The 22,223-nt window shown below is 61.8% G+C and carries 20 protein-coding genes; 17 read left to right on the plus strand and 3 right to left on the minus strand.

The features are described 5' to 3' along the window. Positions 1–40: 40 nt before the first annotated feature. From ACSOSP_RS28905 to ACSOSP_RS28940, 8 genes are all read left to right on the plus strand, one after another. Positions 41–997 (plus strand): ABC transporter permease, encoded by a 957-nt coding sequence (locus ACSOSP_RS28905; protein ID WP_455311878.1) that lies wholly within the window; start codon positions 41–43, stop codon positions 995–997. Then, positions 994–1,965 (plus strand): ABC transporter permease, encoded by a 972-nt coding sequence (locus tag ACSOSP_RS28910; protein ID WP_455311879.1) that lies wholly within the window; start codon positions 994–996, stop codon positions 1,963–1,965. The genes ACSOSP_RS28905 and ACSOSP_RS28910 overlap by 4 nt, the downstream gene beginning before the upstream one ends. After that, positions 1,962–3,812, plus strand: coding sequence for an ABC transporter ATP-binding protein (locus ACSOSP_RS28915; protein WP_455311880.1), 1,851 nt, complete (start codon positions 1,962–1,964; stop codon positions 3,810–3,812). Before ACSOSP_RS28910 ends, ACSOSP_RS28915 begins: the two co-directional genes overlap by 4 nt. Continuing rightward, positions 3,809–4,123, plus strand: a complete 315-nt coding sequence (locus ACSOSP_RS28920) for a (2Fe-2S)-binding protein (RefSeq protein WP_455311881.1) — start codon at positions 3,809–3,811, stop codon at positions 4,121–4,123. The genes ACSOSP_RS28915 and ACSOSP_RS28920 overlap by 4 nt, the downstream gene beginning before the upstream one ends. Beyond that, the gene (locus ACSOSP_RS28925; protein ID WP_455311883.1) at positions 4,108–5,484 is read left to right on the plus strand and encodes an FAD-dependent oxidoreductase; all 1,377 of its coding nucleotides are present in this window, start codon (positions 4,108–4,110) and stop codon (positions 5,482–5,484) included. The genes ACSOSP_RS28920 and ACSOSP_RS28925 overlap by 16 nt, the downstream gene beginning before the upstream one ends. After that, the gene (locus tag ACSOSP_RS28930; protein WP_455311884.1) at positions 5,481–6,704 is read left to right on the plus strand and encodes an NAD(P)/FAD-dependent oxidoreductase; all 1,224 of its coding nucleotides are present in this window, start codon (positions 5,481–5,483) and stop codon (positions 6,702–6,704) included. The genes ACSOSP_RS28925 and ACSOSP_RS28930 overlap by 4 nt, the downstream gene beginning before the upstream one ends. Beyond that, on the plus strand, positions 6,701–7,153 hold the full coding sequence (locus tag ACSOSP_RS28935; protein WP_455311885.1) for a helix-turn-helix domain-containing protein: 453 nt from the start codon (positions 6,701–6,703) through the stop codon (positions 7,151–7,153). Before ACSOSP_RS28930 ends, ACSOSP_RS28935 begins: the two co-directional genes overlap by 4 nt. A 240-nt stretch (positions 7,154–7,393) precedes the next feature. After that, positions 7,394–8,425, plus strand: a complete 1,032-nt coding sequence (locus ACSOSP_RS28940; protein WP_455311886.1) for a serine endopeptidase — start codon at positions 7,394–7,396, stop codon at positions 8,423–8,425. Positions 8,426–8,561: 136 nt separating this feature from the next. Here ACSOSP_RS28940 and proX (ACSOSP_RS28945) read toward each other — a convergent pair whose 3' ends face one another. Further along, positions 8,562–9,608, minus strand: coding sequence for a glycine betaine/L-proline ABC transporter substrate-binding protein ProX (gene proX / locus ACSOSP_RS28945; protein WP_455311888.1), 1,047 nt, complete (start codon positions 9,606–9,608; stop codon positions 8,562–8,564). 109 nt (positions 9,609–9,717) lie between these two features. Continuing rightward, on the minus strand, positions 9,718–10,308 hold the full coding sequence (locus tag ACSOSP_RS28950) for an amino acid synthesis family protein (RefSeq protein ID WP_031356849.1): 591 nt from the start codon (positions 10,306–10,308) through the stop codon (positions 9,718–9,720). A gap of 153 nt (positions 10,309–10,461) precedes the next feature. Between ACSOSP_RS28950 and ACSOSP_RS28955 the strand changes: the two genes are divergently transcribed. The 9 genes from ACSOSP_RS28955 (at position 10,462) to proX (ACSOSP_RS28995) (ending at position 20,479) form a co-directional block, all read left to right on the plus strand. Further along, positions 10,462–12,288, plus strand: a complete 1,827-nt coding sequence (locus ACSOSP_RS28955; RefSeq protein WP_455311890.1) for a helix-turn-helix domain-containing protein — start codon at positions 10,462–10,464, stop codon at positions 12,286–12,288. Between the two features lie 92 nt (positions 12,289–12,380). Next, positions 12,381–13,388, plus strand: coding sequence for a flavin reductase (locus ACSOSP_RS28960; protein WP_455311891.1), 1,008 nt, complete (start codon positions 12,381–12,383; stop codon positions 13,386–13,388). Continuing rightward, positions 13,388–14,899 carry an aldehyde dehydrogenase gene (locus ACSOSP_RS28965; protein ID WP_455313703.1) on the plus strand — a complete coding sequence of 504 codons (1,512 nt, stop codon included), beginning with the start codon at positions 13,388–13,390 and terminating at the stop codon, positions 14,897–14,899. Before ACSOSP_RS28960 ends, ACSOSP_RS28965 begins: the two co-directional genes overlap by 1 nt. Positions 14,900–14,940: 41 nt before the next feature. Further along, positions 14,941–16,044, plus strand: coding sequence for an LLM class flavin-dependent oxidoreductase (locus ACSOSP_RS28970; protein WP_455311892.1), 1,104 nt, complete (start codon positions 14,941–14,943; stop codon positions 16,042–16,044). A 3-nt stretch (positions 16,045–16,047) separates the two neighbouring features. Beyond that, entirely contained in the window at positions 16,048–16,893 is an 846-nt protein-coding gene (locus ACSOSP_RS28975; protein ID WP_455311893.1) for an alpha/beta fold hydrolase, read from the plus strand. Next, a complete protein-coding gene (locus ACSOSP_RS28980) occupies positions 16,890–17,246 on the plus strand; it encodes an NIPSNAP family protein (RefSeq protein ID WP_455311894.1) in 357 nt (118 codons plus the stop codon). Before ACSOSP_RS28975 ends, ACSOSP_RS28980 begins: the two co-directional genes overlap by 4 nt. Next, a complete protein-coding gene (locus ACSOSP_RS28985; protein WP_455311895.1) occupies positions 17,243–18,427 on the plus strand; it encodes a quaternary amine ABC transporter ATP-binding protein in 1,185 nt (394 codons plus the stop codon). The genes ACSOSP_RS28980 and ACSOSP_RS28985 overlap by 4 nt, the downstream gene beginning before the upstream one ends. Continuing rightward, positions 18,417–19,367, plus strand: coding sequence for an ABC transporter permease (locus tag ACSOSP_RS28990; protein ID WP_455311896.1), 951 nt, complete (start codon positions 18,417–18,419; stop codon positions 19,365–19,367). The genes ACSOSP_RS28985 and ACSOSP_RS28990 overlap by 11 nt, the downstream gene beginning before the upstream one ends. Positions 19,368–19,441: 74 nt before the next feature. Beyond that, positions 19,442–20,479 (plus strand): glycine betaine/L-proline ABC transporter substrate-binding protein ProX, encoded by a 1,038-nt coding sequence (proX, locus tag ACSOSP_RS28995; protein ID WP_455311897.1) that lies wholly within the window; start codon positions 19,442–19,444, stop codon positions 20,477–20,479. A gap of 54 nt (positions 20,480–20,533) precedes the next feature. Here proX (ACSOSP_RS28995) and ACSOSP_RS29000 read toward each other — a convergent pair whose 3' ends face one another. Continuing rightward, on the minus strand, positions 20,534–22,117 hold the full coding sequence (locus ACSOSP_RS29000) for an inorganic phosphate transporter (RefSeq protein WP_455311898.1): 1,584 nt from the start codon (positions 22,115–22,117) through the stop codon (positions 20,534–20,536). Between the last annotated feature and the right edge of the window lie 106 nt (positions 22,118–22,223).

The raw sequence follows: 22,223 nt of genomic DNA on the forward strand, positions 1-22,223 counted from the left end.
GCCCGCGCGGGGCGTGCCGTTTCAACCCCGGAGGCGGATTATGAAAGCACACGCGTCACGACTTATTGCTGCTCGCCTGGGCCTCGCACTGCTCACGCTGCTGATTGTCTCGGCAGTGGTGTTCGGCATTACGGGGCTGCTCCCCGGCGACGCCGCGCAGCAGGCGCTCGGGCAGGCCGCCACACCCGAAGCGGTGGCAGCATTGCGCCACCAGTTCGGGCTCGACCAGCCGGCCTTGCAGCGCTACTTCGAGTGGCTCTACCTGGTCGTCACCGGTAACTTCGGTACGTCGTTGTCGAATAGCTTGCCGGTCAGTCAGCTGATCGCCACGCGTTTGCCGAACTCGCTCGTGCTGGCCGGACTCACCGCGCTGGTGTCCGTCCCGGTCGCGCTGATTATCGGTATCTCGTCGGCGATGTTTCGCGGCTCGCTCCTCGATCGCGTGCTTAACGTGCTGACGCTGTCCACGGTCGCCGTGCCCGAGTTCCTGATCGCGACCATCGCCGTGCTGGTGTTCGCCGTGAAGCTGCGCTGGTTGCCCGCGTTGTCGTATCTGTCCGAGGTGTCGTCGTTCGGCGGCCTGTTGCGGATCTACGCCATGCCCGTCATGACGCTGTGCTGCGTGCTCGTCGCGCAGATGGCGCGCATGACCCGCGCCGCAGTGCTCGACCAGCTCAATGCATCGTATGTCGAGATGGCGATCCTGAAGGGCGCGTCTCCCATGCGCGTGGTCCTGCGCCACGTGCTGCCGAACACCATTGGCCCGATCGCGAATGCGGTGGCGTTGAGCCTGTCGTACCTGTTCGGCGGCGTGGTGATTGTCGAGTCGATCTTCAACTATCCGGGCCTCGCCAGCCTTATGGTCGACGCCGTCACGAACCGCGACATGCCGCTCGTGCAGGGCTGCGTCATGGTGTTCTGCGCGGCTTACCTGCTGCTCGTGCTGATAGCAGATCTTGCTCAAATCGTATCCAACCCGAGGCTGCGTCAACGATGAACCGACCCGCCAACTCCTCCATTCACCATCCCGGCACTGAGCTCTACGAAATGGGTCTCGAAGACATGGGCCTCGATGAAATCGTCAATGAACCGGCCGTGCCGGAGCCTGAGCTTGCCGGGCCGAAACCGGGCATGCTGAAACGGCTGCACCGGCGCTTCTCCGTACTTGGTTTGATCGGCCTCGTGCTGGTCGTATTCTGGATGGTCATTGCGGTCATCGGCCCGTGGATTGCGCCTTACAAAAGCGGGGCGCTGTCGTCCGTCGATGTATTCGCGGGTTCAAGCCACGCGTTCCTGCTGGGCACCGACTATCTCGGCCGCGACATGCTGAGCCGGATTCTCTACGGCACGCGCTATACGGTCGGGCTGGCGTTGGCCGCGGCGTTGATGGCGAGTCTCATCGGCACGTGCTTCGGCTTGATCGCCGCGGTGTCGGGCCGCTGGGTCGATGAAATCCTGAGCCGCCTGTTCGACGCGTTGATCTCCATTCCGAGCAAGGTGCTCGCGCTGGTCGTGATCGCCGCGTTTGGTTCGTCGATCCCCATGCTGATGGGTGTCGCCGCGCTCGCCTACATACCCGGCGCGTTCCGCATCTCGCGCTCGCTCGCGGTCAACCTGATGACGCTCGAATACGTGCAGGTCGCGCGGGCTCGCGGCGAACGGCTGTTCTACATCGCGCGCGTGGAAGTGCTGCCCAACATGATCCATCCGATGCTCGCCGACTTCGGCCTGCGCTTCGTGTTCATCGTATTGCTGCTCAGCGGCCTGAGTTTCCTTGGCCTCGGGGTGCAGCCGCCCAATGCCGACTGGGGCTCGCTCGTGCGCGAGAACATCGGCGGGCTGTCTGAAGGGGCGCCTGCGGTCATGATGCCGGCCATCGCGATCGCGACGCTGACCATTGGCGTGAACCTGCTGATCGATAACCTGCGCCGCCGCGGCGGCCGCGGGCAAGGAGCTGCGCAATGACCGCCCCCACAATCGACATGATTCAAGTGAAGGGCTTGCGTGTGGTGGCAGGCGCCGCACCCGATGCGGTGACGGAGATCGTCAAGGGCGTCGACTTTTCGGTGAAGAAAGGCGAAGTGCTGGCGCTGATCGGCGAGTCGGGTTCCGGCAAGACGACGATCGCACTGGCGCTGCTGGGCTATGCGCGGCAAGGCTGCTCCATTAGCGGCGGGTCGGTGCGTATCGGTGAGACCGAAGTGCTTGAACTCGACCAGCAAGGCCGCCGCGCGCTGCGTGCCCGGACCGTGGCCTATGTGGCGCAAAGCGCATCTTCCGGGTTCAATCCGGCGCGCACGATTATCGATCAGGTGACGGAACCGGCGCTGCTGCATCGGCTCATGACGAAGGACGCGGCACGTCGCAAGGCGATCGAGTTGTTTCGTGCGCTGGCGTTGCCGGAAGCGGACACGATTGGCGAGCGCTATCCGCACCAGGTCTCGGGCGGGCAGTTGCAGCGCCTGATGGCGGCCATGGCGCTGATTACGGATCCTGCGGTAGTGGTGTTCGACGAGCCGACGACCGCACTCGATGTGACCACGCAGATCGAAGTGCTCGCGGCGTTCAAGAAGGTGATTCGCGAGCTGGGCACGACCGCTATCTACGTGTCGCATGATCTGGCGGTGGTCGCTCAAATGGCGGACCGGATCGTCGTGCTGAACGGCGGCCGGGTGAAAGAAAATGGTCTGGTGGCGCAAGTGCTCGACGCCCCCGCCGATGCCTACACGCAGCAACTGCTCGCCGCCACGCGGCGGCCGGAGCCGGTGTTGTCGGTGCAGACCGCGGCGCAGAAACTCGCGCCGCCCTTGCTTGAAATCCGCGGGCTGGCGGCGGGTTATGGCCGTATCGACCGCTACGGCGCGCCTGCCGTGCGCGTGCTCGACGATGTGAGCCTTTCCATTCCTCGCGGCAGTACGCTGGGTGTGATCGGAGAATCGGGTTCAGGCAAGACGACGCTCGCTCGCGTCGTAGCGGGTCTGGTGGACCGGGCGCGCGGCGAAGTTTTCTTCGACGGCAAACCGCTCCCGGCTCAGCTATCGAAGCGGACTCCTGATCAATACCGGCAGATCCAGATCGTGTTCCAGAACGCCGATACCGCGTTGAACCCGAGCCATACCATTGCCGATATCCTCAGCCGGCCGCTCGCTTTTTATCATCATCTGCGCGGGTCGGCGGCACGCAAGCGGACGATGGAACTGCTCGATCTGGTCAAGCTGCCGGCATCGATTGCACAGCGCACGCCGGGCGGTTTGTCGGGCGGCCAGAAGCAGCGTGTCAACCTGGCGCGTGCGCTTGCAGCGGACCCCGCGCTGATCCTCTGCGACGAAGTGACGTCCGCGCTCGACACCGTGGTCGGTGCGGCGATTCTCGACCTGCTCGCGGAACTGCGGCGTGAGCTGGGTGTGTCGTACATGTTCATCAGCCACGACATCTCGACGGTGCGTTCGATCTGCGACGAAGTGATCGTGCTGTACGCGGGGCATCGCGTAGAGGCGGGCGAGCGCGACGTGCTCGCGGCGCCGCCCTATCACCCGTACACAGGCTTGCTGGTCGACTCCGTGCCGGAGCTGAAACCCGGCTGGCTCGACGCACGCCGCCTGATCGGCATCGCCGCGTTGCCGCAGATGGGCGAAAGCGCTGACATAGCCGAGCTGTGCAGCTTCAGGGCGCGTTGTCCGGTTCGTATCGACGGTAAATGCAACGCCACGCCGCCTGCCATGAAGAAGCTGCCTTCGGGCGCGGAAATTCTTTGCCACCATTCAACGGCCGAGCTGAGCCGGCTCCAGACAATCGAGGCGGTCGAAGCATGAGCGGACGGTTCGTGCGGCTGGCGGAAACGGGGCGCAAGACGTTTGTGATTACGGTCGATGGCGTGGCGCGGCAGGCGGCCGTTGGCGACACGCTGATGGTCGCGTTGCTGACCGGCACGAGGACCTTGCGCGACTCCGAGTTCGGCGATGGCAGGCGCGCAGGTTTCTGCCTGATGGGCGCATGCCAGGATTGCTGGGTCTGGACCGCCGACGGCGACCGGTTGCGTGCGTGCACAACGCCGGCGGTAGAGGGGATGTCGATCGTCACGCAACTGGCTACAGCCGGGGAGGGTGTATGGCCGCGCGGGTAATCGTGATCGGCACGGGGCCGGCAGGCGTGCGGGCAGCCGAGGCGCTGGTCGAAGCGGGTCTGCGGCCTACCGTGATAGATGAAGGGCGGCGGGATGGCGGGCAGATTTATCGACGCCAGCCGGAGGGGTTCACACGCTCTTATGACACGCTCTATGGCACCGAAAGTGCGCGCGCGGCGGCCCTCCATCAGAGCTTCGACGCGCTCAAGAGCCGTATCGACTACCTGCCTGAAACGCTCGTCTGGAACATCTCGGCGAACGCCGTGCATGTTGTCAGCGCAACGTCCTACCGTACACTCGAATTCGATTCGCTGATCATTTGCAGCGGCGCAACGGACCGGCTGATGCCGGTCAAAGGCTGGCAGTACGCCGGCACGTATAGCCTGGGCGGTGCGCAGGTCGCGCTGAAGTCGCAGGGGTGCTCGATCGGTTCGCGAGTCGTGCTGATGGGCACCGGGCCGCTGCTTTACCTTGTCGCTGCGCAGTATGTGAAAGCGGGCGCGGCGGTGTCCGCTGTCTTCGATACCTCCACGCTTTTACAACGGCTCGGTGCGTTGCCGAGGCTGCTCGCCATTCCCGCCGCGCTGAAGAAAGGCATCGCTTTGATGGGAGTGCTGAGGAAAGCGCGGGTGCGGGTGTATCGCGGCGTGCGGCCGCTGGAAATAAGCGGTTCACCGGAGCACGGCGTGAGCCACGTCGAGGTCGCGCTGCAAAGCGGCATGCCCATGAAGGTGGCCTGCGACGCGGTCGCGCTGGGTTATCACTTGCGCCCTGAAACGCAGCTCGCCGATCTGGCCGGCTGCGAATTTTCTTTCGATGAAGCCGCGCAGCAATGGCTTCCCGCTACCGATGAAGACGGCCGCAGCAGCGTCAAGGGCGTCTATCTGGCGGGCGATGGCGCGCGTATTCGCGGCGCCGATGCCGCCGAACGATCGGGCCGTCTCGCCGCGCTCGCTGCCATGCAGGATGGCGGCTTGAAGGTCGAAGGGCTCTCGGCCTTGCGAGAACAACTGAAGGTCTTCAGCCGCTTCGCGGCCGGTTTGCGTGCGGCCTTTCCATGGCCGGCCCGGTTCGCGGGCATGCTGCCGGACGAGACTATCGTGTGCCGTTGCGAAGCCATCACCGCGGGTGAATTACGTCGTGTGGTGCGCGAAACCGGCGCGAAGGAAGCGAATCGCGCCAAGGCGTTTTCGCGTGTGGGCATGGGCCGGTGCCAGGGCCGCTTCTGCGCTCACGCAGGAGCGGAAGTGATCGCGGCGGCGGCATCGGTGCCGCTGGCTTCTGTAGGGCGGCTGCGTGGACAGGCGCCCGTGAAGCCGTTGCCTGTGGCGTTGGTCGAGGAAGAGGAGGCGAGCGAATGACCACATCACAACAAGTCGCTCATCAAGCTGAACGCCGAGCCGATGTGATCGTGATCGGCGGCGGCATCATGGGCACGACCACCGCGTTTTTCCTGCGACGCCGCAACCCCGCTTGTTCCGTGATCCTGCTCGAGCGCGGCCTGACGGGTCAGCAAGCGAGCGGCGTCAACTTCGGCGGCATCCGCAGGCAAGGGCGTGCGCTGCCGCAACTTGCTATGGCGAATCGCGCGCTCAATACGTGGCAGCGTTCGAAGGAACTGCTGGGCGACGACGTCGAATTCTTGCCGTCGAGTCATACCCGGGTCTGTTATCACGCACACGATGCGGATACCTTCGATCGCTACGCCGCCGATGCTCGCGCCTACGGTCTCGAACTGGAAGTGCTGCACGGCCGGGCGATGTTCGATCGCTTCCCTTTTCTTGGCCGCGAAGTGCTGGCCGCTTCCATCTCGCCGCTCGATGGTCATGCGAACCCGCGCCTCGCAGCACCCGCCTTCGGCCGTGCGGCAGCGCGTCTTGGCGCGCAAGTGGTGGAGCACACGGAGATCGCGCATGTTGAAAAGGATGGCGATGGTTTTCGCGTGGAGACCACGGCAGGCGTCGTGTATCGGGCAGCGCAGCTCGTGATTTGTGCGGGCGCGTGGGCAAGCCGGCTCACTGAGCAGTTCGGCGAGCCGGTGCCGCTGCGTGCAAGCGGACCGCAAATGTCGGTCACCGAACCCGTGCCGTATGTCTTCAAGGCGTCGATAGGCGTGTACACATCGATCAAGCAGGAGGGCATCTACTTCCGCCAGATTCCGCGCGGCAACATCATCATAGGTGGCGGGCCGCCCGGTCCCGCCGATGCCGTGACGCGACGCGCCTCCGTGCTGCCAATCAACACCGTGCGTCAGATCGCGCAACTGCGCCGCCTGGTACCTTCGATGGCTCCGCTTCACATTATCCGGGTCTGGAGCGGAGTGGAAGGCTACCTGCCCGACAGCGAGCCGGTGATCGGGCGGAGCTCAACGACCGACGGTCTGTTCTATGCGTTCGGCTTTAGCGGCTCGGGATTCCAGATTGGCCCGGGCGTAGGCGAGACGCTGGCCGAGTTGATCGATACCGGCAGTACACCCATTCCGCTTGAGCCGTTTTCGATCAGCCGGTTCGCGGCGTTTGCGGCTGCTTCTGCTTCTGCGTCTGCCTCTGCCTCGCAAGCTCAGCCTGTGGTGGCGTCATGAAGCAAGCGATGCCGCTGACTGAAGCACGGGCGTTCATCGAGGCGCACTTCGATGAACCCGTCACGCTTGCCCAACTTGCCGAGTTGTCGGCGCTTAGCGTGTCGCGATTCGCGACCGCGTTCCGGCAACAATTTGGTTCTTCACCGTATCGCTACTTATGCGGACTACGGATCGAGCGTGCGCAAGCATTGTTGCTGGCGGGCGTGCCGGGATCGGTGGTGGCGGCTGAAGTCGGGTTCTTCGACCAGAGTCATTTCGCCCGGCATTTCAAGCGCTTCTGCGGCATGACGCCGAGCATGTATTTGAAGCGCTCGCGCGCCCGTTGTTCATTGCAGGCGAGCGCCGGGTTGTTGCGTGGCGCCGGCAACGGAACTGAGTCGGTGGAGCAGCGCGCGCTTGCTTGCTCAGTCAGCGAATTAGTCAGCGAATTAGTCAGCGAATCGGCCTGACCTCTCTCTATGAGCTTCGCATCCGAAGGATGCGGAGCACCTTTGAGCGATATCCCTCTCTCCTGTTAAGCGCGTCCTCCCCTAGCCCTTACGCTATTATTCCGCAGACCAAAGCCGTGGTTCATCGACTCGCCTCATCGCTTTCTGGTGAGGTTTGATCGCGCGTCCGAAGATCGGGCCGCCCATGAACCGATGGACCGCCATGTAGCAATTCAATACGGGGATTGACCGATGCAACCCATGCGAGTGTCAGAAAAATGGTTTCACCGGGCGCTCTGGTTGATCGCCTTCGCGTTTGCGGGTTTCCTGATTGGCCTGGGTGGGCTGGTTGTCGGGAATCTCCCTGGTGTCGAAGCGCCGCCTACGCTGGACTCGCTGATCGATCCGGGCGCCAGCGCCGCGATAGAAACATCGATTAAACAAGCGCAAAGCAATCTCCGCGATGGCGAGAGAGCGGAAGAATCCGCGCGCCTCAAACTCCAGGCCGCGACGGCCGAATATACGAGCGCGCACGAAACGTTCTCTAACTGGCTGGCTACCCGCACGGCGACGGAACAAGCCGATCAAAACAAGGAGCTTGTCAGCCGCACGCATTCGCTTGAGACGCTCAATGACAACGTCCGAACCGCACAAAGAGCGCTGGACCAGATAGAGCAAACCAACGCGCAGACCCGGCAAGGACTGGAGAAGCAACGCGCAGCAGAAGCGTCGCTTCGTACCGAGGCTGAGAAAAAACTCGATGCGCTTCAGCGCGGCATCGACATGAAGAATTTCCTCATCCGGCTGGCGATCACTTTGCCTTTGCTGGTAATTGGTGGATGGCTGTTTGCAAAGCATCGCAAGAACCGTTACTGGCCCTTTGTGTGGGGCTTCATATTTTTCGCGTTGTTTGCGTTTTTCGTGGAGCTGGTTCCGTACCTTCCCGACTATGGCGGTTATGTCCGGTACATCGTCGGCGTGATCGTGACCATCTTGGTCGGACGTTATTCCATCAATGCCTTGCAGCGCTACCTGCAAAACCAGAAATCCGCGGAGACGTTACCCGATGACCAGCGTCGCCAGGCGCTGAGTTACGACGTTGCTCAAAGCCGCTTTGCGAAGGGCATCTGCCCGGGATGCGAACGCAAGGCCGACCTGAGCAATCCGAAACTCGACTTCTGCATGCACTGCGGCATCAGCTTGTTTGACGCATGCGCCTTTTGCGAGACGCGCAAGAATGCGTTCGCACATTATTGTCCCTCGTGCGGGAAAGAGGCGGTGGCCGCCAAGTAGCCGCGGGTTCGTTGGGGCAAGCGCGTAGCCTCGTGAAACGCCGAGCCAATGTTTTTGCAACGTGGTCGAACATGAAGGTCATATCGCGAAGGTGCAATCGCTCGGCCACTTCCTTGCACCTTCGCAGACCACTGCGTCAGTGTGCGTTACGAGCCGTATCGACCCAGCCGTCGAACTGCGTTTTGTTCGCGGCCAGCCACTGGTCGGCCAGTGTCGAGACGACCGTGGTTGCGCCATTACCCTTGCTGATTGCAAGCTCCCATGCCGACCATGTCTCCGATGGAAAACGGATCTGCTCGACGAGCTTCTTCACGACCGGATTGGCCGCAATAAATTGCTTGTTAGCGACCGCGCCATAGTTCCAGGACGCCATCGCCATGCGGCACGGATTGGCGCCGCCCGCACACCCTTCGACACCATTCACGAGCGCCGAGCCGTGGTTCGGCACGTTCGGCGGCAATGCGTCGGTGGGCGTTGGCAGCCATACGACGTCCTTGCCCGGAACCAGCACGTTGACCGTCCATGACGGACTCCACGCATAGAAGAACGCCGGCTTGCCTTCCTTGACGCGAGTCACGACGTCCGCCATGAGCGCCTCGTATTTGCCGCTTACGGGATGCACGGTCTGCCGGAGTCCGAATTTGTCCAGCTGATAATTGACGACGTCACCGCAACTCCAGCCCGGATCGCAGCTGATCAGTTGCGCCTTGTTATCGTCACCAAACAGCGCAGCGATCTTCGGGTCCTTCATCTGGTCGAGACTGGTGATGTGGTGCGCCAGCGCGGTCTTCTTGTCGATCAGATAGCCGTTGATACCGCCGCCGATGATCTCGCCGCCGCCGACCATTTCCGCCTGGTTCTGGACCACTCGGAAATCAGGTTCGCTCTGCGGAAAATTGACGTCGGTCTCCATGTCGACGTCGCCTTGCGCGACCGCCTGAAAGAACAGCACGGTCCCCATCGTGCTCAGGTTCACCTCGTAGCCGAGCGACGTGAGCGCCTTCTTCACAATCTGCACCGCAACGTAATTCGCGCCCAGACTGTCGGTCTGCGCATAATGAATCGTCTTGCCCGCGCCTGGCTGCGCCTGCGGGGATGCGGCCATTGCAGGCGTTATCGGTGCTGTGAGTGCTGTCAGTGCCAGGCCCGCCGCGACTGTTGCCGCTCGCATCATTGCTTTCATGAACGTCGTCTCCCTATGTAGTATTGAAATCGAATTCAAGCTAACCAGCCCATGCAAAGCCGTCGCATGCGAGCGCCTCCGGATCACGACCGCCAGCGCGTCCTGCTCATCAAGCGCTCGCCTTTTCGGCCTCCATCTCCGCCATGTCCTGGAATCGATCGGCAATGCGCGGATGAGCGCGCCCGCCGTCCGCCGCGCCGATCGCGATCAGGATCTCGTCCGGCCCGGGAGCATCCGCGACCTGGAACGTCGCCGTGATGAAGTGCGACCGCTTGCCCGTTTCTGACTTGTGGATCATGGGCACAGACAGGAGCGCGCCTGGGGCTGAGCGCGTATTGGTGAAGCTGAGAAAGGCCGTACCGTTGACCGCCTCGCGGAACATATTGCCAAAGCGAAGCGTATGGATCAGCGCCGAACCGTGTTCGATCTCACCGTTGACGCCAACGGTCGCCGCCTTGCCATACGCCTCTACTCGATCGGCCGGCATGATGGCCACAAGCCGACGTGTCATCTCGGCGCCCAGCACGGGAGCCAGTCGCAGGATCTCCGGCCGGAGGTCTTCCACGAAGCCCTGACCCGCCCACGGGTTGCGGACTATTGCTGCTACGACCACCGTCGTGATGGGCCGCTCTGCTGCCCGGCCACCCTCGATAACGGTCTCTTCAATAAACGTCGCGATCTTGCGAATCCCGGTTTCCATTTACGCACTCCATTGGCTAGCGTGGTTAGGTTCGTCCTATCCCGAATGCTAACGATGCGAACCGGGTGCGTCCTCCGCGTCTTCGGCGGATGAATCTTTTATTTTTTGCTACGTTATGTCGTATATTGAAATAAGACTTTTGGATGCTTTGATATGCCAGATCAATTGTCGCGGATCATGTCGCTGCGTGATGTCGCGAGCCAAATCAACTCGGACGGCGACCTCGATACGCTGCTGCGGGACCTGATCCAGGCGGCATGCAGACACGGCTCGTGGGACCTGGGCTCGATCATGACCGTGGACTTGGCGCACGGTTACGCGCTGGTTACCGCGCGTCATGAGACCAATGCGATGCTGCGGCGCCCGCTGGGAGATCGCTGGGAACTGGCGACCAGTCCCGCGCTGGTTGCCCTGCAGCGTTTCGAGCCCGTGTACATCCGCGACGCGCGTGAGTCCGTTGAATTCCCTGGGTATCGGCTTGAAGCGCATGAGCGCGGCTATTGCACCGTGCTGATCTATCCGATGGCGAGCGTCGATGTAGAAGGACGGCCCATGGTCATGTCCGTGACGTCGCGCAAAGTGGTCGATGTGTCCGCGGATGATCTCGCGTTCATGGGGATCATCGTGCATCTGGGAGCGATTGCGATTGAGCGAGCGCATCGTCATCGCGCGCAGATTGCTGCGGCCGAGCAATTGCGTCGCGTGCTGGGCGCACAGGGTTCGCTATTGCAGGAAGTGCTTGCGGGCGGTTCCATAGAATCGCTCACGGCCATGCTCGGCGATCTTCTCAATGCCCCTGTGCTCATTCTGGATTTCTTCGCAAGCACCCTGCTTGCGTCCGCGTCGCCGCTGCCGGGTGTCCATGACGACGCGTGGCGCCTCATGCTCGAAGGCGCGACGGGCCGCCAGATTCTTGGCGAGGTCCGGGACGCTGCCACCACGCGGCGCGCCGAGACGATCACGCTCCACCTTGGCGACAAGCTCTCGCTCGACGCGCGCATAGAACCGCTCATGGTCGACGACGAAGCGGTCGGCGCGCTGCTGACCTTCGACAAGTCCGACCCGAATGATCTTCAGAAACTCCTGATCGAAAGTGCGAAGTTTGCGCTGAGCGTGCAGTTGATGCGCAGCGTCATTCGCTTTCGTTTCGAGACGCGAACGCTGACCGAATTGTTCTTCGAGATCGTCGAACGGCGCTGGCGCGACGAGCAGGATATGCTGCGCCGCGCCCGCCGTCTCGGGCTGTCGCTCGCGTCGCCCATGCGCATGCTCGTGACTGATTTTCCGGATCGTACGGACGGGTCCGCCGATCTTTCCATCGATGCCCATCGCGCAGTCGCGCAGCTCGCGGCGCAGTTGCATGTTGCGGTGCACATCGTGACAGTCGGCGGGGCGCTGGTGTGTCTCGTGCCGCAGGAAGAGGGCATGGAACTGGACCGGGTCGCGCGACTGGCGCAGCGCGTCTCCGAGACCTTGTTCCGGTCGTTCGGCAGTGAACCTATCGTAGTCGTCGGCGATACGTGTGAAGGTCTGGAATCGATCGCGAAGGAATGGGAGCGCTGCTGGCGCATGATCCGCGTTGCCCGCACGTTTGGCAGGCGGGGCGCCATGACCGTCCCCGACTTCGGGCCGTTGCCCATGCTGATAGGCGCCGCCGATTCGGCCGATGTGCGCAGCTTTATCGACGGCGCCATCGGCCGGGTAGTGGAATACGACAAGAAGCACAAGTCGGCCTACCTCGAGACGCTGGCCGCCTACGTTCGCTCGGGCTGCCGCAGTCAGCATTGCGCCGATGCGATGGAGCTTCACGTGACGACGCTGCGGTATCGCCTGTCGCGGATCTCGGACCTGTTCGGCATTCAGGTCGAAACGCCTGAACAGCGTTTCGCCATCGAGCTTGCGTTGCAACTGCACAGCCTGGTCGATAGCACCATACCGTCCGCGAAGCACGCGAAGCCGATACCTCGAATGAGAGGGTAATCAGCCTCGGATGTCCTCCGATCCGGCGGAAGAAATCATATTTTGCATGGCTTAACTTAGACCTCAACGTAACGACGTTCGAGGTGAAGTTCATGCAAGCCGATGTTTCAGATAAACCTGTCGCTGTCGATCCCGTGGCCTTACGCCGGGCGTTCGGCACGTTCGTGACAGGGGTGACGGTCATCACCACGCGCGACGCCGAAGGCCGTCCGCGCGGGATGACGGCAAACTCGTTCACGTCGGTGTCGCTCGATCCGCCGCTTCTGCTCGTATGCGTAGGAAAGGGCGCCTCGAGTTTTCCTGTCTTCCAGCATACCGATCACTTCGCCGTCAATCTGCTGCACGAAGCGCAGACCGACGTCTCCAATCTGTTCGCCTCCAAATCCGCCGATAAATTCGCCGCCGTCAGTCACGACGGCGTGCACACCGGCGCCCCGGTCCTGACTGAATGCCTGACGTGGTTCGACTGCACGGTTCACGACCGGGTGGATGCAGGAGACCACACGATTCTCATCGGCCGCGTGCAGGCCTTTGGAACGAGTCCTTCAGCACCGCTGGGCTTTTGCCGCGGCCGCTATGCGCAAGTGAAGAATCCCTTGCCGCCCGGCTGGCTTTCATCGCACAACATGATGGTCGGCTATCTCATCGCGGCAGAAGGGTCGCTGCTATTGGCCGGCGATGGCAAGAACGGCTGGACGCTGCCAAGCGCACCGCACCGTCTCGTCAACGGCCGGCTTCCCATTGCGGGAGGAGACGATCTGGAATTGCTGCCCGACGATACGTTCCTCTATTCCGTCTTCGACGCAGCCGGCAGCGACTCCGGTTACCTGATCTATCGCGCCCGGCTGGCGCTGCCGCGCGCGGCTTGCGAGATCCCTGAAAACTTCCGCTTCTTCCCGCTCGATCAGCTTCCGTACGACGACATTCCAACGATGGAAATACGCGGCATGCTGCGGCGCTTCGTGACCGAGAGCGCAGGCGGACGGTTCGGCATCTACATGGATTCACACGATGGCGGCCGTGTCGCGATGGTGAGCGCGGCGCAGCCCCACACAACACATGCAGCAGCATTTGCAACCTTGATTCCGGAAAGGACATGATGAAAACGACAGTCGAAAGTTTGCAAGGGTCGAGACAAAATCTATTCATCCATGGAGAGTTCACGCCTCCACGCAGCGGCCAGTATGTATCGAGCTATGACCCCACGACGGCGCTGCCCTGGTACGAGTTTGCGCAGGCGAATGCCGAGGACGTGGATGCCGCCGTGCGTTCAGCGCAAGCGGCGCTGAAGAACCCGGCATGGCGCCGGATCACGCAAACCGATCGCGGCAAACTGGTGCGCCGTCTTGCGGATCTTGTCCTCGCGAACGCTGACGAACTGGCGCTGATCGAATGCCGCGACAACGGCAAGCTCATCAAGGAAATGCGCGCGCAGATGCGGGCTATCCCTGATTCGTATCTCTACTTTGCCGGCATGGCCGACAAGCTTCAGGGCGACACGATTCCCGTCAACAAGCTCGATACGCTGAACTTCAACCTGCGTGAGCCGATTGGCGTGGTGGGGATGATCATCCCGTGGAATTCGCCCCTGATGATGCTTACCGGCACGCTCGCACCGTGTCTCGCGATAGGCAATACGGTGGTCGTCAAACCGTCGGAACACGCGACGGCCTCAACACTCGCGCTGGCTGAACTGGCGATTCAAGCAGGCTTTCCACCGGGCGTGCTCAACGTGGTCACGGGCGACGGTGCCACCACCGGCGACGCGCTCACGCGTCACCCCGGCATCTCCAAGTTTGTGTTCACCGGCAGCACGGTGACCGGTCGCAAGATTGCCGGCAACGCGGCGGAAAATCTTGTCCCCTGCCAGATGGAACTCGGAGGTAAGTCGCCGCACGTCGTGTTCTCGGATGTCGATGTGGAACGGGCGGTGAACGGTGTTGTATCGGGCATCTTCGCGGCGGCCGGGCAGACCTGTGTGGCGGGTTCGCGCTGCTTCGTCGAGGCGCCGGTGTATGAGCGTTTCGTCGAGGCTCTGGTTGAGCGTACTCGTCGGGTCAAGGTCGGACACCCCATGGCCGACGACACCGATATCGGGCCGCTCGCGCTTGCCAGTCAGCTCGATAAGGTCGTGGGTTACGTCGCGTCCGGTGTGCACGAAGGCGCAAAGATCGCGGCAGGCGGCGGCCAGCCAAAAGACTCTGCTTTATCACGCGGCTGGTACTTCGAGCCGACTGTCATGACGCAAGCTCGCAACGAGATGCGCTTCATGCAGGAGGAGATTTTCGGACCGGTGGTGGGCGTGGTTCCGTTCAACACGGAAGAGGAACTGATCGCGCTCGCCAACGCCACCGAATACGGTTTGGCCGCGGGCATCTGGACCCAGAACATCGACCGCGCGCTGCGCTTTGCACGCGACATCGAGGCGGGCACGGTGTGGGTCAACACCTATCGTTCAGCAGCTTATATGTCCGCGAACGGCGGCACCAAGCGAAGCGGTTACGGCCGACGCGGCGGCTTCGAAGTGATGCGCGAGTTCTCGCGTCTGAAGAACGTCGTGATCGATTACTCGGGCGCCATGCAGGACCCGTTCGTGATCCGTTTGCGCTAAGCCATGCGCGTTGCTAATAAAACCAAATCAAGAGACCCATTATGAAATTTGCCATCTCGATCAGCATGGAGCGGTTTTCGCCGAAGGATTCAATGTCGACCGCCATGTCCAATATGCTTGCGCTCGCCCGCATAGCCGATGAAGGCGGGTTCGAGACGCTCTGGACCGCCGAGCATCACACGATTGAATGCACCGTCTCGCCTAATCCGTTCACCATCCTGACGTGGTTGTCGCAGCACACCCAGCGCATCAGGCTCGGCACGGCGACGCTGGTCGCGCCATATTGGTCGCCGATCCGGCTCGCAGGCGAAGCCGCCATGTGCGATCACCTGACCGGTGGACGCCTCGAATTCGGCATTGCGCGCGGAGCGTATCAGTACGAGTTCGATCGCATGGCTGGCGGCATTCCTCAACAAGAGGGCGTGGGCTATATGAAGGAGCTCGTGCCGGCCGTGCAGAAGCTGTGGGCAGGGGACTACGCCCATGACGGACACTACTGGAAGTTTCCGCTTGCCACCTCCGTGCCCAAGCCATTGCAGCAACCTCATCCGCCTATCTGGGTCGCCACGCGGGACCCCGGCAGTTTCGACTGGGCGGTGGGAATTGGCGCGAACATCCTGTCGACCCCGTTGTCCTCTCCGCCGGCTGAGGTCGCCGTGCTCGGCGAGAAATTTCGCAAGGCAGTTGCCGACCATCCGGAACATCCGCGCCCCCGATTCATGATGCAGCGGCGCACATGCGTCTACGATCGCCCTGATGACTGGCAAACCGTGGTGCGCCACAGCGTGGACTATGGCCGCACCTTCGAGAACCTCATGCAGAACATTGGCACCGTCACGGCGGGTTTTCCCGAGCCCGTGCCTTACGAGACCGTGGCGAATCGCGCCAACTACGATCCGGCCAACATTCGCGATAACCTCATGTTCGGCACGCCGGACGAAGTGATCCGCAAGCTCCAGATCTATGAGGATCAGGGCGTCGATCAATACTGCCTGGGGCTCTCGTTCAACCTGCCGTTTGAGCTGCAGGTCAAGACGTTGCGCCTCTTTATCGATGAAGTGATGCCGCACTTTGCCGCCCGCGATGCCGCTCTCGAACGGGAGTCACGGGGCGAGCGGAAGACTGTTGCCGCCGCGGGGTACTGAGTCATGGACGCCGCCAGGACCTCAATTACTCAACCGGCGAATGAACGCACATTCAGCGGCCGTGGTGTTGAGCTGAATTATCGGCTTCAGGGTGAGGGTTCGCGCTCGCTGGTTTGCATCCACGGCGTGGGGTCGAGTCTCGAAGCGTGGGAAGGCGTCGCGGCAAAACTCAGCGATACCTTCCGCATCCTGACGCTGGATCTGCGTGGTCATGGACGCTCGTCGCTGATCAAGGGTCGATATGAAATCGATGATTTCGTCGGGGACGTGCTGGCTCTCGCTGATCACGTTGGCTTCGAACAATTCGACCTCGCCGGCTTCTCACTCGGCGGCCTGATTGCGCAGCGGCTGGCGCTGACGCATGGGACGCGATTGCGCAAGCTCGTGTTGCTGGCGACTGTCGCGGGCCGTACGCCCGAGGAGCGTGAGCGGGTCGCGGCAAGGCTTGCTGCACTGCAAGCCGGCGACCGGGGCTCGCACTACGATGCGTCGTTGTCGCGCTGGTTGACCGAAGGGTTTCAGGCGCGTCATCCTGAACTCGTCGAGCGCATGCGTCAGCGCAATGCCGAGAACGATCCCGACTGCTATGCAGCCGCTTATCGCGTGCTGGCGCAAACGGACTTCGGTGGTCTTATCGATCAGATCGGTGTGCCTACGCTGATCGCTACCGGCGAGGAGGATCAGGGTTCCAATCCGCGCATGGCGCACTTCATGCACGAACGCATTCCCGGCTCGCAACTCGAGATCCTGCCAGCCTTGAGGCATTCGATCCTGATCGAAGCCCCGGACCTTGTCGCGACGCTGATGCGCGGTTTTCTGGCGAGTGATGATCAGGAGATGAGCCGATGATTGTCGAAGAGCGGATCTATCGGATCAGGAACGGCTGCATGGGCCGTTATCTGCAACTTGTACGCGAGGAGGGGCTGGCGATCCAGCAGCCCATACTCGGCGGTCTCGTGGGGTATTTCACCAGCGATATCGGCCCCTTGAGCCAGGTGACGCACTGGTGGGCTTATGCAGACCTTCAGGACCGGGCGCGCCGCCGTGAGCAACTGGCGAATGATTCACGATGGCAGGCTTTCCTGCCCAGGCTGTCAGAGAACATCGAGCAGGCGGAAAACCGGATTCTCGTGCCGACGGACTTTTCACCGTTGCAGCATCTGTCACGTTCCGCAGGCTTTCATGAGGAGAAGAGACTATGACCGAGCGCTTGAAGATCGAGCACTTGTACAAGGTGTTCACGGACAAGCCGGAGAGGGCGCTGGCGATGCTGAACGCCGGGAAAAACAAGTCGGAGGTGCAGGAGACGCTCGGCCAGGTCGTCGGACTCGACGACGTTTCCCTGAGCGTGCCGTCGGGTTCGATGTACATGATCATGGGACTGTCCGGCTCGGGCAAGTCCACGCTTGCTCGCTGTATCAATCGGCTCAACGAACCGAGCGCCGGAAAGATCCTGCTGGACGGCGAGGACATCTGCACGCTCGATGAAACCGGATTGCGCGAGGTGCGGCGCAATCGCATCTCCATGGTGTTCCAGCATTTCGCGTTGCTGCCCAACCGGCGTGTCATTGAAAACGTTGAGTTCGGATTGAAGCTGCGCGGCATGTCGGCGCCGGAGCGACGCAAGCGCGCCGAGGAAGTGCTGAGTGTGGTCGGCCTCGCGCGCTGGGCATACCACATGCCGCATGAACTGAGCGGCGGCATGCGTCAGCGCGTGGGTCTCGCGCGTGCGCTCGCGACCGACGCCGACATCCTCATCATGGACGAAGCATTCAGCGCGCTGGACCCGCTGATCCGCACCGAGATGCAGGATGAACTACTGCGTCTGCAGCGCACGTTGAGCAAGACGATCCTGTTCATCACGCACGACTTCCAGGAGGCGCTCAAGCTTGGCTCGCGCATCGCCATCATGTCGGAGGGACGGCTCGTGCGCGAAGGCACGCCGCAGTCCATCGTGCTTGAACCCGGCAGCGAGTATGTCGCCGCGTTCACGCGTGAAGTCGACCGTGGACGGCTCTTCGATGCCGCGTCGGTGATGACATCGCTCGTGCCCATCCTGCGCGGCCCCGACGGGATCGTGCTGGGCGATGCTTCAGGCGAGCCGGGATCGGGCTTCATGCTCGACGCCGATGAACGCATCCTCGGCACCGTGACGGCGTCCGGGATCGAACTGGCGCGCGGCGGCTCCATGCCCCGGCCGGACACGCGCTTCACCTGCGTGCCCGCCGATACCAAGCTCGTCGATGTCGCCGGCAGTTATCGCGCCGGTGGAGCGATCGGCGTCATAGATGACACCGGCCGTCTGATAGGCCGTCTGGAAGCCGGGCAGATTCTGGCAGGCATTGGCGCCCCTGGCGCCGCGGGAGTACGCCATGTTAATTAAAGCCGATGATCTCGCAGGCCTGCCGGTCGGCGAATGGATCCAGCACGGCGTGCAATGGATCGCGCTCAACTTGCGGCCGTTCTTCCTGCTCATCAAATGGCCCGTCGAACGGCTGTTGAACTTCAACGACAGCATGCTCCATGCAATTCCGTTCCCGGTCATGTTGTTGTTGATGTTCGTGCTCGCGTGGCGCTTGGCGAGTCTTGGGGTCGCCGGGTTCACGTTAGTAGGGTTGATCGTTATCGCGATGCTCGGCGTCTGGGATCAAGCCATCACCACGCTCTCGCTGATCGCCACCGCCATTGTGTTCTGCGCGGTGATCGGTATTCCGATCGGCATCTGGTGTGCGCGCAGCGACCGGGTCTGGCGGATCGTCCGGCCGGTGCTGGACATCATGCAGACCACGCCGACGTTCGTGTATCTCGTGCCCGTGGTGATGCTCTTCGGCGTGGGCACGGTGCCGGGCGAAGTCGCGGTCGTCATTACGGCCATGCCGCCGCTGATTCGCTTCACGCACCTCGGGATTCGCATGGTCGACCATGAGATCGTTGAGGCGGGTCTCGCTTTCGGTGCGGACAAACGCCAGCTCCTGTGGGAGGTTCAGTTGCCGCTGGCCATCCCGACTATCCTCGGCGGTCTCAACCAGACCGTGCTCACCGCCATGGTGATGTCGGTCGTGATCGCGATGATCGGTGCGGAAGGTCTCGGGCTTGTAGTGCTGCAAGGGCTGGGTCGTCTTGATGTCGGTCAGGCGGCCATTGGCGGTATCGCCATCGTGCTGCTCGCGATGATGCTCGATCGGATCACCCAGACGCTGGCCCAGTCGAAGGGTGGAACCAGGAGCGCGCTTCTGCCGGTGCTGGCAAGGTTCATCCGCGGTGGACGCATTCCGCGGGGCACGCCGGCAGACACGGCCCACGATGCCGAAAAGGCCCTGTGATAATAGTCAGTGAACCTAAGCAAGCGTCTGGTTTTAAAACCAGGCAATCGAACGATCACGAAAGAGGAGCATTGATGAGAGCATTTGTCCGGGCAGCGAGCTTACTTGCTGCCGTCGCAGCCGTCGGCCTGACATCGGCTAACGCGATTTCTGCCACACCTGCGCTGCCAGGAGATGGCAAGACGATTCGCTACGCACAGGGCGACAGCCTCGGTGGCAACTACGTCGCGGCGCAGATCGTGATGAAAGCGATGAAAGCGCTGGGCTACGACGTGAAGATGAGCACCATGAACACCACGCTGTTCTTCCAGGCCGCGGCGCAAGGCGACGAGGATATCGCGACCGATGTGAATTTCCCCCAGCGCGAGCCAGGCTTTCGGGCGGTTGAAAAACAGGCGCAAATTGTCGGCAACGGCATGATTGTAGGCGGCGGCATCAACGGCTATGTGATCGACAGGAAGACGGCGCTTGCGTACAACATCATTAGTCTCGACCAAATGAAAGATCCCAAGATAGCGGGTCTTTTCGGCACCGACGGCAAGGCGGAACTGATCAGTTGCGACCCGGGCTGGAGTTGCGGTGACGTGGTGGATTACCAGCTGGATAAATTCGGCCTCAAGCAAACCGTCCACGCGGTGCGCGGCAAATACGAGGCATTGATGGTCGATGCGGTGACGCGCGTGAAGAGCGGCAAGCCCGCGTTTTTCTACGCATGGAGTCCGTCGTGGGCAACCAACGCGCTGGTTCCGGGAAAGGACGTGGTATGGCTGCCGACGCCCGCGGATGCCATGCCGCCCAACGTGCCGAACAAGGCCACGGCGTTATTGAAGGGCGTTGAAGGTTGTGCCGGCGGTGCGGACCCGTGCCGCATGGCGATGTCGTCATGGAACTTCGATTCCGTGGCGAACAAGGAATTCATCGCCGCCAATCCGGCCATCAAGACGCTGATCGAACAGATCAAATTCCCCGTCGCGACATGGTCGCAGTGGGAGTATGCAATCAGCAAGAACGGCGGGTCTTCGCCGCTGATTGCGAAGCTGGCCGATGAATGGCTTGGAACCAACAAGCCGCAATTCGACCAATGGGTTGCAACCGCGAGCAAGGCGCGATGACTGAGCCGTTCCGATGCCGATCCGTGGATCGTTCAGTCCACTGCACAGCAGCGCTCAGGCGATCACCCGGAAGAGCCAATAGAGTCCCGCTGCCAGCGCAATGGACGCTGGCAGCGTCAGCACCCAGGCCAGCACCAGGCTTCTCAAGGTGTTCCACTGGAGGCCCGAGCCATTCGCGGCCATCGTGCCCGCAACCCCCGATGTCAGTATGTGCGTAGTCGATACCGGAAGTCCGTACAGATCCGCGGCTCCGATGGTCAGCATGGCGACCACCTCCGCCGATGCGCCTTGGCCATAGGTCAGGTGCTGCTTCCCGATTTTTTCCCCGACCGTCACCACAATCCGCTTCCAGCCGACCATTGTGCCGAGCCCCAGTGCAATGGCGACCGCGACCTTGACCCAGGTCGGGATGAATTTGGTCGCGTGATTAAGCTGCAGGTTGTAGGCGTCGATGATGGCCAGCTCATCAGCCGTGAAGGTGGGCAGCTTCGATTTCTCCATCAGACGAATTGCTTCCGACACCAGATACATGCTGTTGCGTACATTGTCGACCAGGCTGGGCGGTACGGTACTCATCGATCCGGCTGAAGTGATTTGCTGGGCGACGGTGTCGGTGAGTTGTTTTACCGCCGGCAATGTTGCGTCTGTCATTTGGCGGGTTCGCACGTAGGTTTCCACGTCTGCACGAGCGTTTGCAGACGCGGGCAAGCCGGCGCCGTACTTGTCGAACACGGCCGATGCCTGATGGGCGACATTCACGAAGGCCTGGGTTTGCTCGGGCGTGACTGCTTTGTTCAGCGCATAGGCTGTCGGCACCGTGCCTATGAGGATCAACATGATCAGGCCCATGCCCTTCTGCCCATCGTTCGATCCATGGGCGAAGGAGACGCCCGTACAGGTGAGGATCAGCAGGCCGCGAATCCAGAATGGCGGCGGTTTATTGCCGACAGGTTCAGCGTAGAGCGCGGGGACACGTACCACGGCCTTGAGTATCAACAAGAGCAGACCGGCGAGCAGGAAGCCGACGATAGGCGAAAACAGGAGTGATTTGCCGACACCGACGGCCTGCGCCCAGTCGACCCCGGTAGTACCTGAGGGGCCGCGCATCAGTTGATTCATCAGACCAACGCCGATGATCGAACCAATCAGCGTGTGTGAGCTGGAGGAGGGAAGTCCGAGGTACCACGTTGCCAGGTTCCAGACGATCGCCGCGATCAGCAGCGCAAATACCATGGCGAAACCCGCGTGCCCACCCACCTGCAAAATCAGCTCGACGGGGAGCAACTGGACAATGCCGAACGCCACCGCGCCGCTGGAGACCAGTACGCCCGCAAAATTCCATGCACCCGACCAGAGCACGGCGAGATTCGGCGTTAGCGAGTGAGTGTAGATAACGGTCGCTACGGCATTCGCGGTGTCGTGAAAGCCATTGACGAACTCGAAGCCAAGCGCGATCAGCAACGCGAAGCCGAGCAGGACGTAGGGGAATGCCGAGCTTTGTTTAACGGGCTCGAGGTCTATTACCAGATGGACTGCGACGTAGGCGACGCCTACCGCGATGATCAGCAGGAAGATTGCCAGGCCGGTGCTACGGGTACGCTCACTGACACTTGTCTGAGGAAACATGAGATCAGGCATGATCATTTCCTGTGGCCGCTGGTTTGCTATCGTACAACTCGCATTAATTGTAATCAGTGAAGGATTTGTGGCATTTATATTTCGGATACCTTTCCATTGCATTTAA

The organism is Caballeronia sp. KNU42 (genome assembly GCF_053760385.1).

Bases quoted from the DNA above. Each gene is read 5' to 3' on its own strand.
- ACSOSP_RS28905 (WP_455311878.1), top strand. From the start codon at position 41: ATGAAAGCACACGCGTCACGACTTATTGCTGCTCGCCTGGGCCTCGCA.
- ACSOSP_RS28910 (WP_455311879.1), top strand. From the start codon at position 994: ATGAACCGACCCGCCAACTCCTCCATTCACCATCCCGGCACTGAGCTC.
- ACSOSP_RS28915 (WP_455311880.1), top strand. From the start codon at position 1,962: ATGACCGCCCCCACAATCGACATGATTCAAGTGAAGGGCTTGCGTGTG.
- ACSOSP_RS28920 (WP_455311881.1), top strand. From the start codon at position 3,809: ATGAGCGGACGGTTCGTGCGGCTGGCGGAAACGGGGCGCAAGACGTTT.
- ACSOSP_RS28925 (WP_455311883.1), top strand. From the start codon at position 4,108: ATGGCCGCGCGGGTAATCGTGATCGGCACGGGGCCGGCAGGCGTGCGG.
- ACSOSP_RS28930 (WP_455311884.1), top strand. From the start codon at position 5,481: ATGACCACATCACAACAAGTCGCTCATCAAGCTGAACGCCGAGCCGAT.
- ACSOSP_RS28935 (WP_455311885.1), top strand. From the start codon at position 6,701: ATGAAGCAAGCGATGCCGCTGACTGAAGCACGGGCGTTCATCGAGGCG.
- ACSOSP_RS28940 (WP_455311886.1), top strand. From the start codon at position 7,394: ATGCGAGTGTCAGAAAAATGGTTTCACCGGGCGCTCTGGTTGATCGCC.
- proX (WP_455311888.1), bottom strand. From the start codon at position 9,608: ATGAAAGCAATGATGCGAGCGGCAACAGTCGCGGCGGGCCTGGCACTG.
- ACSOSP_RS28950 (WP_031356849.1), bottom strand. From the start codon at position 10,308: ATGGAAACCGGGATTCGCAAGATCGCGACGTTTATTGAAGAGACCGTT.
- ACSOSP_RS28955 (WP_455311890.1), top strand. From the start codon at position 10,462: ATGCCAGATCAATTGTCGCGGATCATGTCGCTGCGTGATGTCGCGAGC.
- ACSOSP_RS28960 (WP_455311891.1), top strand. From the start codon at position 12,381: ATGCAAGCCGATGTTTCAGATAAACCTGTCGCTGTCGATCCCGTGGCC.
- ACSOSP_RS28965 (WP_455313703.1), top strand. From the start codon at position 13,388: ATGAAAACGACAGTCGAAAGTTTGCAAGGGTCGAGACAAAATCTATTC.
- ACSOSP_RS28970 (WP_455311892.1), top strand. From the start codon at position 14,941: ATGAAATTTGCCATCTCGATCAGCATGGAGCGGTTTTCGCCGAAGGAT.
- ACSOSP_RS28975 (WP_455311893.1), top strand. From the start codon at position 16,048: ATGGACGCCGCCAGGACCTCAATTACTCAACCGGCGAATGAACGCACA.
- ACSOSP_RS28980 (WP_455311894.1), top strand. From the start codon at position 16,890: ATGATTGTCGAAGAGCGGATCTATCGGATCAGGAACGGCTGCATGGGC.
- ACSOSP_RS28985 (WP_455311895.1), top strand. From the start codon at position 17,243: ATGACCGAGCGCTTGAAGATCGAGCACTTGTACAAGGTGTTCACGGAC.
- ACSOSP_RS28990 (WP_455311896.1), top strand. From the start codon at position 18,417: ATGTTAATTAAAGCCGATGATCTCGCAGGCCTGCCGGTCGGCGAATGG.
- proX (WP_455311897.1), top strand. From the start codon at position 19,442: ATGAGAGCATTTGTCCGGGCAGCGAGCTTACTTGCTGCCGTCGCAGCC.
- ACSOSP_RS29000 (WP_455311898.1), bottom strand. From the start codon at position 22,117: ATGCCTGATCTCATGTTTCCTCAGACAAGTGTCAGTGAGCGTACCCGT.